Below are 14,517 nucleotides of genomic sequence, written 5' to 3' on the forward strand. Positions count from 1 at the left end.
CAGATCGCCCGATCGCTCAGGAACGCCGGATGGACTCCCGGACCACGACCGGCATGTCGACGAGGTGGTGCCCCGCGGGCGGGCCCCCGGGCGACAGGAGCAGCTCGACGGCGCGACGCCCCATGTCCTCGTGCGGGAGGCCGATGGTCGTGAGCCCCGGGCGGAGATACGCGGCGAGCTCGTCGTTGTCGAACGAGACGAGCGAGACGTCCTCGGGGACGCGGAGCCCGGCATCCCCGAGGGCCTGGAGGGCGCCGAAGGCGAGCCGGTCGTTGAGGCAGACGATCGCGCGCGGCCGCAGACCTCCCGCGAGCAGGCGCGCGGTGAACTCGTAACCGGGAGCGGGCTCCCACAACCAGATCGATTCCTCGTGGAGGAAGCGCGCTCCGGCATCGGCCATCGCCGCCGAGATCCCGCGGACGCGAGCGGCCACGGTGGCGGAGCGGAAGAGGTCCCGTTCGGCCTCGGCGTCGTATCCCAGCAGCAGGATGCCGTCGCGGATTCCCGCGTCGACGAGAAGCTCGATCGCCCGCCGGCCGCCGGTCTCCTCGTCGGGGAGCACGCTGCAGCGATGCACCTCGTTGGTCGCGTTCAGCATGACGACGCGCAGGTTCGAGGGGAGTGGCGGGACGAAGGTCTCGCGTGCGCGCATCGAGGCGAAGATGATGCCGTCGACCTGGCGGTCCAGCAGTGCCGACACCGCCTCGGCCTCGCGCTCGGGCTCGCCGCCGGTCTCGGCCACGAGCACCACTTGCCCCGCTGCCTCGGCCGCACCGAGGGCGCCCTTGATCAGTCCACTGGCGAATCGGGTCGTGGCGACCAGGTCGGAGACGAATCCGACCGTGTGCGAGGTGTCGGTGCGCAGTGCCCGAGCGGCCATGTTCGGGCGGTAGCCGAGCTCGGCCGCCGCGGCGTGGACGCGTTCGTGAGCGTCCTGCGACAACCGGGTGTCGGGTCGGCCGTTCAGGATCATCGACGCCGCCGCGGGAGACAAACCGGCCAGGCGTGCGACGTCGGCCAGCGTGACCCTCTTGCCCATCGATGCCCCCGTTCTGCGGCCTCGATGCCGCGGTCACGATCTTCGCAGCGATCTTGACAGCGCCGTGGAGGTCTGTATAAATAATCCTGCTAAATCCTTTCAGCAAGGGTATCGCACCAGAAGTCCCGACGCCGGAACCGCCCGAGCGCCGGCACCGCAGCATTGACGAAGGAGTCGACATGAACACCCGTTTCCCGCGCCGTCGCCGAGGGGTATCCCTGGCGCTGCTGACCATCGCGGGCCTCACCGGCGCCGCGCTCACCGGTTGTGCTCCCGGAAGCGCCGCCCCCGCCGCGCAGAACGACGTCCAGGTGAGCACCGAGCTGACGAGCGACCCCGTCCAGCTCACGATCGCCGATGAGACGGGCTTCCCGGTCACCGACAAGCTGACCGAGGAGTTCACCAAGCAGCACCCGAACGTGACCTTCACGATCAACCGCGACACGTTCCAGAACCTCACCGCGAACGCCCCGAAGCTCCTCGCCAGTGCGACGCCGCCCGACCTCATCCGCCTCCCCACGCTCGGCGACACGGTCCGCGACGGTCTGGTCGCGAACCTCGACCCCTATTTCGACGCGTACGGATGGAGCGCGTGGCCCGCGTCTCAGCTCGCTCCCCTCCGGATGAACGACGACGGCGTGCGCGGTTCCGGCTCGCTGTACCAGCTCGGCCTCGGCTACAGCATCACCGGGATCTACATGAACACCACCTTGGCCGCGCAGGTGGGCATCGACTCTCCGCCGCAGACACTGGCCGAGCTCGAGGCCGACATGGCGAAGGCGAAGGCCGCCGGCATCCTGCCGATCATGGCGGGCGACAAGGACGGCGTCGTCAACTTCGTCGTGCAGGCCGCGATGAACCAGTACGTCGACAAGGACAAATTCCTGTCGTGGATGTTCAACGAACCGGGAGCGCGCTACGACGAGTCCGGAAACGTCGAGGGTGCCGAGCTGGTGCGCAAGTGGGCGGACGCCGGATACTTCCCCTCCGACATCAACGCGATCGACTACTTCACCTTCACGAGCCGGTTCTCCGGCGGAGAGGGCCTCTTCACCTTCAACGGCAACTGGGAGGCCGCGAACTATCAGAAGGCACTCGGCTCGAACGTCGAGTTCTTCTTGGTGCCGCCCGCAGAGGCGGGAGGCGACCACGTCGCGATGGGAGCGGCGAACTCGTTCTCGGTCGCGGCGAAGTCGCCGCACATCAACGAGATCGTCTATTTCCTCAACTGGGTGCACACCGACCCCACGGCCCGACAGATCATCGTCGATGTCACGGGGGCGTCGCCCGGTGGCGACCCGGCGCAGGACCTGCCCACGGTGGAGTCCGGCTCGCTGATCGAGAACGCCCTGAAGATGTCCGCGCAGATCGGCGCCGAGAACGGGCAGGTCGACTTCATGGCCAACACCACCGCGGGAATCTACGCCGGCTCGATCATCCCCGAGTCGCAGCTGCTGGTGACCAGTCAGATTACCGGTCAGGACTTCGTCGACCGCGTGCAGAAGTTCTACGAGAGCGAGGTCGGCAAGTAATGACCGATCGTGCGGTCGCCGTCGCGGCGGCCCCTCGACCCGACGGCGCCCCTCCGGCGACGACGACCGCACCTCCTCGTCGGGCTGCCGCACGCGCGGTGGCCCGACGGGCGGCCCGCACCGGATGGCTGCTGCTCGTGCCGGCGCTGGGGTTCTACGTCGCGTTCGTGGTCTGGCCGCTCCTCCAAGGCGTGCAGTACTCGTTCTACGACTGGAACGGTATCGGCGTCGCCCGATGGGTGGGCTTCGGCAACTACCTCACCGTCTTCACCGACCCCGACCTCCTCGGCGCCATCCGCAACGCCTTCATCCTGATCGCGTTCTTCACCGTGATTCCCGTGAGCCTGGGACTCGTCCTGGCCACGCTCATCCGCGGCATCCGATACAAGGGATTCGCGGCGGCCGCGCAGACCGTCCTCTTCCTCCCGCAGATCATCCCGCTGGCCGCGGCGGGTATCGCCTGGTCGTGGATGTACGCCCAGACCGGTGCGATCAACCAGATCCTCGGAGGGGTCGGCCTCGGCTGGATCACGCGGCCGTGGCTCGCCGACTACGGCACCGCCCTCCCCGCGGTGGGACTCATCGGTTCGTGGGTGCTGACGGGCCTGTGCACCGTGCTCCTGCTGACCGGCCTCGGCAAGATCGACGTGTCGCTGTACGAGGCGATCCGTCTCGACGGCGCCGGATGGTGGCGCGAGTTCTTCACCATCACCCTGCCCGGGTTGCGTCAAGAGATCGCGGTGCTCGTCACCGTCACCGTCATCGCCGCGCTGTCGAGCTTCGACATCATCTACACCTCGACCCAGGGCGGTCCGGGACGGGCGACCCTCGTTCCCGGCCTGTCGATCTTCCGCATCGGTTTCACACAGAGTGACGTGGGCCTGGCCTCCGCCTTCGGCATCGTGCTCATGGCGCTCGTGCTCGTCGTGGTCCTTCCCATCCAACGCCTCTCGAGAGCGAGCGACTCGTGATCGCCAGCCGCACCGAGCGCCTGCTCGGCATCCTCCTCCTCAGCGTCGCCGCGATCGTGACGCTCCTGCCGCTGATCAGCATGCTGTCGGCCGCCCTGCAGCCGGCCGACCGCAACCCGACGGGGCTGACCTGGCCGACCGATCCGCAGTGGGGGAACTTCGCCACGGCCTTCGAGACGGGTCACGTCTGGCAGCTCATGGGTTCCAGCCTGCTGATCGTCCTCGGAGTCGTGCCGGTGAGTCTGGTGGCCGCGACCCTCGCCGGATTCGCGCTGGGATCCCTTCAGGTGCGCTTCGGTCGCGGCATCCTGGTGTTCTTCGTTCTCGGGCTCACCATCCCGTTCGAGGCCCTGATCATCCCGCTGTACTACCAAGCGCAGTCGTTGGGCACCGTGAACACCCCGTGGGCGGTGATCTTCCCCCTGATCGGGCTCTACATGCCCTTTGGCGTCTTCTGGATGCGCGCCCACTTCATCAACGTGCCGCGCGAGCTCTCCGAGGCGGCGCGGGTGGACGGCGCGTCGATCTGGCGCGAGTTCCGCAGCATCCAGCTGCCGTTGGCGGCCCCCGCTCTGTCGGCCCTGGCGATCCTGCTGTTCATCTGGACGTGGAACCAGTTCCTGCTTCCCGTCGTCCTCATCGCCGACCCACTGCAGCGGACGGTTGCGGGCGCCCTGACCTTCTTCCAGGGCCAGTACTCGCTGAGCATCCCGCTGCTGAATGCGGGGGCCCTGATCATCATCACTCCCGCCGTCCTGCTGTTCCTCGTCTTCCAGCGCCAGTTCATCCGCGCCCTCGTCCAGGGCGCGGTCAAGGGCTGAGCGCTCCCACCATCTCGAAACGGATCCCCATGACGTTCACGCTGCCCGACCACTGGGTCTGGGACTTCTGGCTCGCCCACGACGGCGACACCCACCACATGATGTTCCTCCAGGCGCCCATGAGCCTCGGCGACCCGGATCTGCGCCATCGCAACGCCAGTGTCGGCTACGCCACCTCCGACGACCTGCGCTCGTGGACCGTCCACGGGACGGTGCTGGAGCCGTCGGGCGGTCAGGCCCCCGACGCCACGGCCACCTGGACGGGCAGCATCGTGCGGACGGATGCCGACTGGCGCATGTTCTACACCGGATCGCGGTTTCTCCGCGAGGGCGAGATCACGAACGTCGAGACGGTGCTGGCCGCCGCCTCGGACGACCTCGCCGCATGGACGAAGGACCCGGCTGTGGTCGTCTCCGCCGACCCCCGGTGGTACGAGACGCTCGCGCACGGAACCTGGCACGAAGAAGCCTGGCGCGATCCGTGGGTGTTCGCCGATCCGGACGGGGACGGCTGGCACATGCTCGTCACCGCCCGTGCGCGGGAGGGTGTCTCGCGCGACCGCGGGGTGATCGGTCACGCCTGGTCGGCCGATCTGCGCCGTTGGGAGGTGCGGCCTCCGCTCAGTGCCCCGGGCGCGGGATTCGCCCACCTCGAGGTGCCGCAGGTCGTGCACGTCGAGGGACGGTGGGTCCTGCTGTTCTCGTGCGACTCCGCGCATCTCGCCGGAGCGAGAGAAGGGCAGGTCGGCGGGATCTGGGCCGTCGCCCTCGACGATCCGCGGGGGCCGTATCCGGTGGAGCGCGCCACCCTCGTGACCGACGAGAGCCTGTACAGCGGTCGCATCGCGCAGGACGCCGAGGGTCGCTCCGTCATGCTTGCTTTTGAGAACACGAGCTCCGACGGGGTCTTCGTCGGAACGCTCTCCGATCCCGTGGCGGTGCGATGGAACGACGACCGCCTCGAGACCGAGGGAGCGCTCCGGTGACGGCTGTGGAGGGCACCGTCGCCCCCGGGTTCGAGGCCGTCGCCGACGCGTTCGCCGCCGCCTTCGAGGGGCTGCCCGAGATGGGCGGCGCTCTCGCTGTGCGCGTGGAGGGTCGCAGCGTCCTCGACCTGTGGGGCGGCGTGGCCGACAGTCGCGACGGTAGACGATGGCAGCGCGAGACGCCGTCCGTGGTGTTCTCCTGCACCAAGGGCCTCATGGCGATCCTGGCGGCGCGGCTGGTCGCGTCGGGCCGTCTCGACCTCGATGAGCCTCTCAGTGCGCTCTGGCCCGAGTTCGGTGCGCGCGGGAAGGACCGGGTGAGCGTCGGTGACGCCCTCGCCCACCGCGCCGGAGTGTCGGCTCCCAGAGAGGACGTCTCGCGCGCGCAGCTCCTCGACTTCGACGCGATGGCGGCTCTGCTCGCGCGACAGCAACCCTTGTGGCAACCGGGCGAGGGATGGGCCTATCACGCGCTCACCCACGGCTGGATCTCCGGAGAGATCGTTCGTCGCGCCGGCGCGACGGAACCGGGAGCGGCCTTCGCCGAGATGGCGGCGGCCGTGGGCGGGGGCGCATGGCTCGGGATGCCGCCCGAGGTCGCGGCATCCGTCGCGCACCTGCGCGTCGGGCCCACGCTGGCCGCTCATGTGGCCCGGCAGCGGGAGGGGCGGGAACCCGCGACCACCGACTGGCTCGAGCGGGCGATGACCCTCGGCGGCGCGCTCCCCGAGACGCTGGTCACCGATGACGACGGCTTCAATGCCGACGACGTCCGCGCCGCGGTCATCCCCGGCGCCGGCGCCATCGCCACCGCTCGTGCCGTCGCGGCGATGTGGTCCGCCACCGTCGCCGTCACCGAGGGCGTCCGCCTCCTGGACGACGAGACCCTTCGGGTGGTGACGCGGGAACGGACCGCCGGTCCGCCGGTCTTCGCCGCTCCTGCGCCGTGGCCGCGGTGGGCGGCCGGCTTCCAGCTCGACTCCGAGGCCCGCCGTTACCTGGGCCCCACGAGCTTCGGGCACGATGGAGCCGGTGGTCAGGTGGCGTTCGCCGACCTCGACTCCCGGATCGGATTCGCCTTCGTGACCAACTGGATGGAGGCCGACGATCCCCGCGCGACGCGCATCGTCGACGCGCTCCGCGAGGTCGTGCGCTGATCGGGATTCAGCGCACCCGCGCCCACCCGTCCTCGCGTCGCTCGATGGCCCCGGCCGCTGCGAACGCCTCGAGCCACCCGCCCATCGGCCACACGCCCCACCGTTCGTGGAAGGTGGCACCGTTGCGCAGGATGTCGTCGAGATGCTGCCACGGGGGAGAAGACACCGGATGCCACTGGTGGTACGCGTCCGCGCCGCCCACCCAGAGCATCTCGATGTCGGCCGCTCGCGCCGTCCAGGCGAGGTCGGTGTCTTCCGCGCCGTACCCCTCGTAGCCCGGGTGAAACCCCCCGATGCGCTTCCACGTCGCGGGGGTGACGGCGAAGGACAGCGACCAGAACAGGTCGTACTCCTCCGGGGTCGCTCGGCGGGTCGCACCGGCGGGCAGGGCGGGCCGGGCCCGGTGGGGACGGGTGAGGAAGGGCAGATCGGATGCCGTTTCCGGCCGCTGCACGCTCACCAGGTACGTGACCGCTCCCGAGAGGACGGCGTCGGGGTTGCTCGAGGCCGCGGTCCGGTATGCGGAAAGCAGGTCGGCGCCGGGCAGGCAGTCCACGTCGAGGAAGACGAGCAGCTCGGCCCCTGCCTCGATGGCCGCCGCGGCGGCACGGTTGCGACCTTCGCCGACGCGGAGCCCCGTCGACCCCGGTGGAACGTGCAGCGTGAGGGTGCCGGCATCCGGGACGTCGGTCGGCGGTGTCTCATCGAGCCAGACCTCGACGCGCACGATGTCGTCGGCGACCTCGGCGAGCACGCGTCGTTGGCGGTCCAGGTGCTCCCGCCGGGATCGCGAGGCGACCGTGAGGACGGCGGTCTTCACGGCAGCGCCGCCTCGATCGCCGCGGCCATGCGCGCGGCCGCTCCGTCGACCTGCCACCGCGACCAGTCGGGGTCGTCTCCGGCGGCGAGCTCGACGAGCGCCACGAGACCCGCGGCGTCGATGCCGCTGCCGCCCTGCCGGGCGAGCCCCCACCGCTCGAGCGCTGCGGCCGTGTCCCGCTGCTCGTCGAACGGGCGCTCCTGCGCGACGACCACTGCACGCGCGCCCGCTGCAGCCAGATCCGCCACGCTGTTCTGCCCGGCGGCGCTCACCACGACCGTGCTGCGTGCGAGAAGCGGCCACGGATCGTCGACCCGGGAAGAGGGGTCGTGTCCCGCCGAGGTGACGTCCCATCCCCGCTCGCGAAGCCGTGCGACGGCATCCTCGCGGACGTGCTCGTCGACCACCCGGCCCAGCAGCAGCACCGACCGTTCCTCGCGCGGTGCGTCGCGTTCGCGTCCGTCGAAGCGCGAGATCCCGCCCGTCCAGACCACGCGATCGGCGTGCGCCGTCAGTGCGTCGGCGCAGACGGCGCCGCGCGGCCAGGGCGCGAGGATGGCGTCGGCGAGGTCGTAGGCGAGCGCGTGCGGCGCGTCCGTGCGCGTCCCGGGCTGCGTCATGGCGAGGGTGCGCAGTCCGAGCAGGCGCGCGAGCGCCACGACCTCGACGCTCACGTCCACCACCAGGGCCGTCACGGACCGTTCGGCGGCGGTCGAAGCGATGAGTGCCAGACGGTCGCGATGGCCCGGGTGATCGTGCGGTGCCCAGTGCAGATGACCGCGCACCGTGGGGTCGGCGTCTCGCGGATCGGCCGTCGACCCATCGGCCCGGGGGAAGGGGTCGGCATCCGGGGGCAGTTCGATCCAGTCCACCCCCGCAGCAAGGCCCGCCGGGCGGGGCATCGACGAGAAGGCGACGACGGGCGTCCGCAGGTGCGGGGTCACCGCGAGGAACCGCGCGACATGCCCGTAGCCGTGATGGTGGACGTACCAGCCGATCACCACGACACCGCCGGCACCCTGCGCGCGGCGGCGGGCTGCGCGACGTGGGTGAGCACGCGCTCGACCTCGCGGTGCCGGTGAGCGAGGGAATGCTGACGTACCGCGGCTTGGCGTGTCCACACGCGCGTGAGCGGCTCGCGAACGCCCTCGGCGGCGAGGTGGGCGGCGGCCTTCGCGAGGGCGACGATGTCGCCGGGCATGACCGTCGCCGAACCCGGCATGCCCGCGAGCACCTCGGAGACGCCGCCGATGTCGAAGGCCGCGACGGGAGTCCCGGTCGCGAGGGCCTCGGCGATCACGAGCCCGAACGGCTCCTCCCACATCGGCGTCACGAGAGCGACCGCCGAAGACCCGACCAGGCGGCAGAGATCGGCCTGGTGAAGCGGGCCGACGTATCGCGCGTGCACGCCGAGACGGGGGACGATCTCCTGCTCGAAATAGTCCACATCGCCGATCCGCCCGGCCAGCACGATGTGCGCATCGGCCTCGCGCGCCGCCTCGATCGCCAGGTGGGGGGCCTTCTCGGGGACGACGCGCCCCGACCAGACCCACGAGGGTCCGCCCGCACCGCGGATCCACTGATCGGTGTCGACACCGTTGGGGAAGACGAATGCGTCGACGCCCTCGACCGACCAGGCGCGCGCGGTGGCCTGGCTCACGGCGACGAACCGATGGGAGGCCTCGGACACCTCGGCTGCCGCCTCGAGCAGGGCCTCCAGCGGAGGCGTGTGCAGGGTCGTGACGACGGGGATGTCGGCCTCGACGCTCCAGCGGATGGGAGCCGGGTGCAGGCTGTGGTTGTCGACGACGTCGAAGTGATGGCGGTCGGCGATCAGCCGGTCCCGGGCGGCGTCGAAGGCCGCGTCGACGGCTTCGGCGTATCCCCGCGGGTACTCGGTGTCGGAGGAGTGCTCCGGCCGCGTCCACTCCGGCGCGGGAAGGCGGAACTCGGGCACGTCGTCGAGGAAGTCGGAACCCTCCGCCGCGCACAGGGTGACCTGGTGTCCGCGGGAACGGAGCCAGCGCACCCGATCCCAGACGGTGGCCTCGAGGCCGCCCGCGTGTGGTTGTCGAAGCGGGTAGCGCGACGGCGCGACGACCAGCACGCGCAGCGGCCGCTGCCCGCGGATCACGCGGCCACCTCGGCGGCGAGCACGCGGCGATAGACGGCGAGGTGCGCTGATCGCACGTCCTCGAGCTCCGCGGAGCGCTCGCTGCGTCGGCGCAGGACTTCGCCCTCGCGTCGAGCGGAACCGGGCGTGGACCACACCTCGTGCGTGGCGTCGAGGATCGCTCGCGCGAGGGACACGGGCTCACCCACGTCGAAGGTGTGGAAATCGTCCGGATGCTGAGCCGCGACGTGTCCGATGCGCGTACCGATCACTGGGACGGCCAGGTCGTAGCAGAGCTCGGCCCATCCCGACTGCGTGCCGTGTCGGTAGGGCAGCACGCACGCGTCGAGGTCGGCGAGCCAGCGGGCGAGCGCGTCGTCGTCGAGACGGGGCCCGCGCTCGACGCGGACGCCCTCGGTCCCCGCGGCCAGCAGATCGATGGATGCCGCGGCCTCCTCGTCGCGTACCCGCTCGTTCACCCGCACGACGGCCTCGACGCGCGCTCCCTGAGCGCGCAGGTCGGAAATGGCCCGCACGAGCGTGGCGGTGGTTCCGACGCCGTCGATGTTGGGGCGGAGGTCGCGCAGGTGAACGCCCACACGGGTGGTGTCGTGGGCCGATCCGGTCGGACGCGGATCGTCTCCGAGGAGGGTCGGATGCGGGATCACGGTCGTGGCGCGGTGCGCGATCGTGTGCACCTCGGCCCCGGCGGTGTCGGTGAGGGTGATGAGCTCGTCCGCTGCGGCGGCGAGCACGGCGAGCGAAGCGCGGTGCTCGTCCTGCGCGCTCAGCTGGGGGTTCTCCAGATCGTGCACCGTGTAGACCAATGGCCGACCGAGGCGGCGCAGGGTCGCGACCGTGTCCTCGAGTTCCGCGGGGCTGTACGACTCGATCCCGAAATGCACGTGGACCAGGTCGAAATCTTCGACGTTCGCCTCGAGCCACGCCGGCAGCAGGACCTGCGGGGGCCACCACTGGCCGGCCGGAGCTCCCGGCGGCGGCGGGTCGGCCAGCACGCGAACGTGGTGCGGATCCGCGATGGCGGCGACGTAGGGATGGGCCGAGGGAACGGCGGCGACTCGAATGGGGGTGACGACGATCTTCTCTCCTCCTCGTGATTGCGTGCGTGACGGTGCGCGTACCGCATCGCCAGGCACATCGCAATGCAACGGGGCGGTTGGGACGACGACGACACCGACGGATACGTTCACATCATGGGTGCGGAGAGGGCAGGCGCGACAAGCCTTGCGGACCAAGGCGACGCGGTGATAGCGCGTCGTGTCCACTACGCCGAGTTCTTCGGCGACGCACCCGCCCCCGACGGCTACGGCGTCGTCGTCGGCAACTGCCAGGCCGAGTCCCTGCGGCTCGTCATCGCCTCCGAACAGCTGCCGGCCGTGCGGATCCCTGCCGTGCACGAGCTCGACGCCGCCGAAGCGTCCCGTCTGCACGCTCTGCTCGCGGGGGCGTCCTTCCTCGTGTCGCAGCCCATCCGCGACGACTACCGCGGCCTCCCGCTCGGCACCGCGCAGTTGCGGGCTTCGCTTCCTTCCGGCGCCCGCGTGGTGCTCGTTCCCGCTGTTCGCTTCGCGGGTCTGCACCCGTTCCAGGCGGTGCTCCGACTCCCCGCGTTCCCCGAGGACCCGCCCCTGGTGGCCTATCACGACGTCCGCACGGTCGCCGAAGCGGCCGGGCTGAGCGTGCCCGCGCACCTTCCCGCCTCGGCGGTTCGCGCTCTGGCCGACGCCTCCGTTGCGGAACTGCGTCGCCGCGAGGCCCTCGGCCTCGACGTCGCGGCATCCGACCTCTTCTCTCCCGTCGTCGAAGACCTCGCGCGCACGGTCAATCACCCCGGCAACGCCCTCTTCCTGCCTCTGGGGGAGCGCATCGTCGAGGCACTGGGCTCGCCCGGACGCGTCGTCGATCCGGGGCGGCCCATCCTCGCCTCGGTGCGCGCGCCCCTCGAGTCGTGGGTCGTCGACGCGTGGAACCTCGACGCCGCACCTCGCCCCGAATGGATCGTGGCCGGCGAGACCGTCTCGGCCGACGCCGTGCGCCGCGCCCACCTCGCCTATTACGCGAAACGTCCCGCCCTCCTCGCCGCCGTCGTCGACCGTATGGCCCCGCTGCTGCGCACCTGGAGCGCCGCCGCATGAGTTCGAAGATCTCGATCCCGGATGCCACCCTCCCGGTGCTCCTCGTCCATCCCGGCCCGCACGGCGTCGCGGTCTACGCCCGGCAGATCGCGGCCGAAGTCGTGGCGGCGGAGCCGCACGCGCGGATCACGACCGTCGATGCTCTCGCCGCCCTCCCCGAAGGGACGCCGGTGCACGCTCACGTCACCGACCGCCTGTGGGGAGCATCGCCCGAGGAGGCGACGCACGCGCTCACGGGCCTCGCCGCCCGGCATCCGCTCACCGTGACGCTGCACGACGTGCCGCAGGAATCCGACGGCGAACGCAACCGCCCGCGGCGCCGAGCCTTCTATCGCGCCGTGACCGAGGCGTCGCGCGGGGTCGTCGTCAACAGCGCCCATGAGCGCGAACTGCTGCGCGAAGAGGGCGTCTTCGACGGCCCGGTCGCCGTCGTGCCTCTCCCGGTCGATTCCGTGGCCGTGCCGCTCGCAACGCCGGAGGTCGACGACTCCGTCGGCGTCCTCGGATACTTCTACCCCGGCAAGGGTCATGACGAGGCGCTCGAAGCCGCTGCCACCGCGGGGCTGACGCGACTGACCGTGCTCGGACGCGCCTCCGACGGCCACGCGGGCGACCTCGACGCCTTCGCGCGACTCGCCGGCGCGCGGGGGGTGTCGGTGGAAGTGACCGGGTGGCTCGACGACGCCGAGATGGCCGACCGGGTGCGTCGCATCGCCGTCCCGGTGATCGCGCACCGGCATGTCTCGGCGTCGGGCTCTCTGGCCTCGTGGATCGGCTGGGGACGCCGTCCTCTCGCCGTCCGCAACCGCTACAACGACGAGATGGCCGCGCTCAGGCCCGACACCGTCACCCTCGTCGAGCCGGACGCCCTCGCGGCGGCGATCTCAGCCGCCCGTGTCGACGCACCCTCCACGTGGCACGGCCAGCACCCTGTGCCTTTCGGACGCGCTGACGCCGCCCGCGCGTACCTCCGCTGGTGGAGCGAGGTCACGTCATGACGGGGGACACCCCCTGGAACGACCGGATGCCATGGGTGCCGGGCAACCGCTGGGACCGGGTCGCACACCTCGAGCCCCAACCGCCGCGCGTGAGCGTCATCGTCACCCATTACGCTCAGCCGGCGGAACTCGCCCGCACCCTCGAGGCTCTCCGCCGACAGGATCACCCGCGCAACCGTCTCGAGATCATCGTCGCCGACGACGGCTCTCCCGAGGCGCCGTCGGTCCCAGAGGGCGTCCTGCTGGTTCGTCAGGAGGACCGCGGTTTCCGCGCGGCTGCCGCTCGAAACCTGGGAGCGGCGGTCGCGTCGGGCGATGTTCTCTGCTTCTTGGATGCCGACACCAGCCCGGAACCCGAGTACGTGCGACGGATCTCGCGTCTTCCCGCACTCCTGTCCGAGGCGGTGACGGTGGGGCGCCGTCGACACGCGGACTTCGCGGGCGTCCCGGCCCAGATCCCGGTCGAGGAATGCGGTCCCGCACGGGAACTCCCCGAACCGGCCTGGCTCCGAGACGCGTACCAGCGCAGCCAGAATCTCCTGCTCGCCGACGACCGGTCCTATCGGTATGTCATCAGCGCCGTCGTCGCCTGCTCCCGATCATTCTTCGACGAGGTGGGCGGTTTCGACGAGACCTTCTCGTCGTACGGAGGAGAGGATTGGGAATGGGCGCACCGGTGCTGGCAAGCCGGCGCGGTTCTCGCGCATGTTCCGGATGCCGTGGCCTGGCACGACGGCCCGGACTGGGCGGGCCGGGGGGACTCCGAGCGTGAGGCCGAGGGCAATCGGCAGTCGATTCAGCTGGTGACGAAGATCCCCGTCGATGGGTCAGCGGCACGAGGTCTCCTTCCCGCGATGCCCGACATCGAGGTACGCGTGCCGGTGACGACGACCGCGGCCGCGTTCGTGTGCGCCGACTCGCTCCTTGCGGCGCTGCCGAGAGCCGCTGTCGTGATGGCGCCGGTCCCGGATGCGGCCGCGCTGCGCGCTGACCCCCGCGTTCGCTCTGCCGTCACCGAGGACCCGCGCGTGAGGGTGGAGCTGGAGCACCCGGTGGTCGTGTTGCGTCCCGATGCGCTGAGCGATGCCCTCGCCGTCCTCGGCGAAGGTGACGTGGGACGAGTGCATCTGCGGTCTGCGGAGGGGGTGCCGCTCGGGTCGGCGACGAGCCGCCGGGCCCGCGCCAGGAGCACACGGTGGAGCACGAGGTCGGGGCACGCAGAGACCACTCGCGTCATCGAGGGCATGCACGTCCTGCGGGCGGAACCGTCGGTCGAAGCGTGGCTGGGCGCGTGGGGCGGAGCCCCTCGGTTCCTCTGAGTCCACCGACTTCCGCGAAATTCCGCGGAATCAGCTTCGCGACACGCCCGGGAAGCGCATGAGTTCGACCGAACCCGGGGTCGCACGTAAGCTCTTACATGTTCGCCCCACAGGGGAGAGCGGAGCGGCCGAAAGGCCCCGCGTCCTCTCAAGCGGCGAACCACCCCCAACACCAACACTTGAGAGTTTCGACTCTTTGGTCTACAGTTGGGATCCTGCCACTCGGCACACAAACTCAGTCTGACTGCTTCGTAGCGAAGCTCAATTGCGCTGGTTTGGTTGTCGAGTCCGCAGGTCAAATGAAGTGAACCGCCTCACGGGTAGGTCGAGAGATCGTTCTGTGGGTGCGTCCGTTCCTTGAGAACTCAACAGCGTGCACTTGTCAAATGCCAATTTATTCCTCGTCGGTCTGACTTTTGTTGGATTGCGAGAAATTCCTTTGGATCAAAGACCAGCCCTTCCGGGGGTTGGCATATGAATTCGTCAGTTTTGATGTTTTCTCTTTGGTCAGTTTCAAACTCGCTATGACTGTCGTTTTCCCGGTGGTTGTATGCATTTCTTTTTTACGGAGAGTTTGATCCTGGCTCAGGATGAACGCTGGCGGC

Annotated in this window: 14 protein-coding genes; 8 read left to right on the forward strand and 6 right to left on the reverse strand. The window is 70.2% G+C overall.

Going from position 1 to position 14,517, the window contains the following annotated elements; all coding sequences use genetic code 11:
• Positions 1–16 precede the first annotated feature (16 nt).
• Positions 17–1,039 carry a LacI family DNA-binding transcriptional regulator gene (locus tag AB6V29_RS15980; RefSeq protein ID WP_369359865.1) on the reverse strand — a complete coding sequence of 341 codons (1,023 nt, stop codon included), beginning with the start codon at positions 1,037–1,039 and terminating at the stop codon, positions 17–19.
• 179 nt (positions 1,040–1,218) lie between these two features.
• On the opposite strand from AB6V29_RS15980, the gene AB6V29_RS15985 reads away from it, so the two are divergent.
• The 5 genes from AB6V29_RS15985 to AB6V29_RS16005 all read left to right on the forward strand — a co-directional run bounded on the left by AB6V29_RS15985 (position 1,219) and on the right by AB6V29_RS16005 (position 6,506).
• On the forward strand, positions 1,219–2,571 hold the full coding sequence (locus tag AB6V29_RS15985) for an ABC transporter substrate-binding protein (RefSeq protein WP_369359867.1): 1,353 nt from the start codon (positions 1,219–1,221) through the stop codon (positions 2,569–2,571).
• 98 nt (positions 2,572–2,669) lie between these two features.
• Entirely contained in the window at positions 2,670–3,542 is an 873-nt protein-coding gene (locus AB6V29_RS15990) for a carbohydrate ABC transporter permease (RefSeq protein ID WP_103208646.1), read from the forward strand.
• Complete coding sequence (locus AB6V29_RS15995; RefSeq protein WP_094736157.1) at positions 3,539–4,363, forward strand: carbohydrate ABC transporter permease; 825 nt, start codon at positions 3,539–3,541, stop codon at positions 4,361–4,363. The genes AB6V29_RS15990 and AB6V29_RS15995 overlap by 4 nt, the downstream gene beginning before the upstream one ends.
• Before the next feature lie 11 nt (positions 4,364–4,374).
• Positions 4,375–5,349 (forward strand): family 43 glycosylhydrolase, encoded by a 975-nt coding sequence (locus AB6V29_RS16000; RefSeq protein ID WP_258027928.1) that lies wholly within the window; start codon positions 4,375–4,377, stop codon positions 5,347–5,349.
• Positions 5,346–6,506 (forward strand): serine hydrolase domain-containing protein, encoded by a 1,161-nt coding sequence (locus AB6V29_RS16005; protein ID WP_246078338.1) that lies wholly within the window; start codon positions 5,346–5,348, stop codon positions 6,504–6,506. Before AB6V29_RS16000 ends, AB6V29_RS16005 begins: the two co-directional genes overlap by 4 nt.
• 7 nt (positions 6,507–6,513) lie before the next feature.
• Here AB6V29_RS16005 and AB6V29_RS16010 read toward each other — a convergent pair whose 3' ends face one another.
• The 4 genes from AB6V29_RS16010 to AB6V29_RS16025 are packed head-to-tail and all read right to left on the reverse strand — an operon-like array spanning position 6,514 to position 10,596.
• Positions 6,514–7,326, reverse strand: coding sequence for a glycosyltransferase family 2 protein (locus tag AB6V29_RS16010; protein ID WP_103208511.1), 813 nt, complete (start codon positions 7,324–7,326; stop codon positions 6,514–6,516).
• Positions 7,323–8,327, reverse strand: coding sequence for a hypothetical protein (locus tag AB6V29_RS16015; RefSeq protein WP_174799718.1), 1,005 nt, complete (start codon positions 8,325–8,327; stop codon positions 7,323–7,325). The genes AB6V29_RS16010 and AB6V29_RS16015 overlap by 4 nt, the downstream gene beginning before the upstream one ends.
• A complete protein-coding gene (locus tag AB6V29_RS16020; protein WP_218026375.1) occupies positions 8,324–9,460 on the reverse strand; it encodes a glycosyltransferase in 1,137 nt (378 codons plus the stop codon). Before AB6V29_RS16020 ends, AB6V29_RS16015 begins: the two co-directional genes overlap by 4 nt.
• On the reverse strand, positions 9,457–10,596 hold the full coding sequence (locus AB6V29_RS16025) for a glycosyltransferase (protein ID WP_267788214.1): 1,140 nt from the start codon (positions 10,594–10,596) through the stop codon (positions 9,457–9,459). The genes AB6V29_RS16020 and AB6V29_RS16025 overlap by 4 nt, the downstream gene beginning before the upstream one ends.
• A 108-nt stretch (positions 10,597–10,704) precedes the next feature.
• Here AB6V29_RS16025 and AB6V29_RS16030 point away from each other — a divergent pair, with 108 nt between their 5' ends.
• Genes AB6V29_RS16030 through AB6V29_RS16040 form a run of 3 tightly spaced genes read left to right on the forward strand, consistent with a single transcriptional unit; the run spans position 10,705 to position 13,912 of the window.
• Complete coding sequence (locus AB6V29_RS16030) at positions 10,705–11,595, forward strand: WcbI family polysaccharide biosynthesis putative acetyltransferase (RefSeq protein WP_307313331.1); 891 nt, start codon at positions 10,705–10,707, stop codon at positions 11,593–11,595.
• Positions 11,592–12,593, forward strand: coding sequence for a glycosyltransferase (locus AB6V29_RS16035; RefSeq protein WP_103208515.1), 1,002 nt, complete (start codon positions 11,592–11,594; stop codon positions 12,591–12,593). The genes AB6V29_RS16030 and AB6V29_RS16035 overlap by 4 nt, the downstream gene beginning before the upstream one ends.
• Positions 12,590–13,912 (forward strand): glycosyltransferase family 2 protein, encoded by a 1,323-nt coding sequence (locus AB6V29_RS16040; protein WP_369359874.1) that lies wholly within the window; start codon positions 12,590–12,592, stop codon positions 13,910–13,912. Before AB6V29_RS16035 ends, AB6V29_RS16040 begins: the two co-directional genes overlap by 4 nt.
• 394 nt (positions 13,913–14,306) lie before the next feature.
• Here the strand turns inward: AB6V29_RS16040 and AB6V29_RS16045 are convergent.
• On the reverse strand, positions 14,307–14,517 hold a 211-nt coding region (locus AB6V29_RS16045), incomplete at its 5' end, for a hypothetical protein (RefSeq protein ID WP_369359875.1).

The organism is Microbacterium sp. 20-116, from assembly GCF_041079415.1.
Classification (GTDB): domain Bacteria; phylum Actinomycetota; class Actinomycetes; order Actinomycetales; family Microbacteriaceae; genus Microbacterium.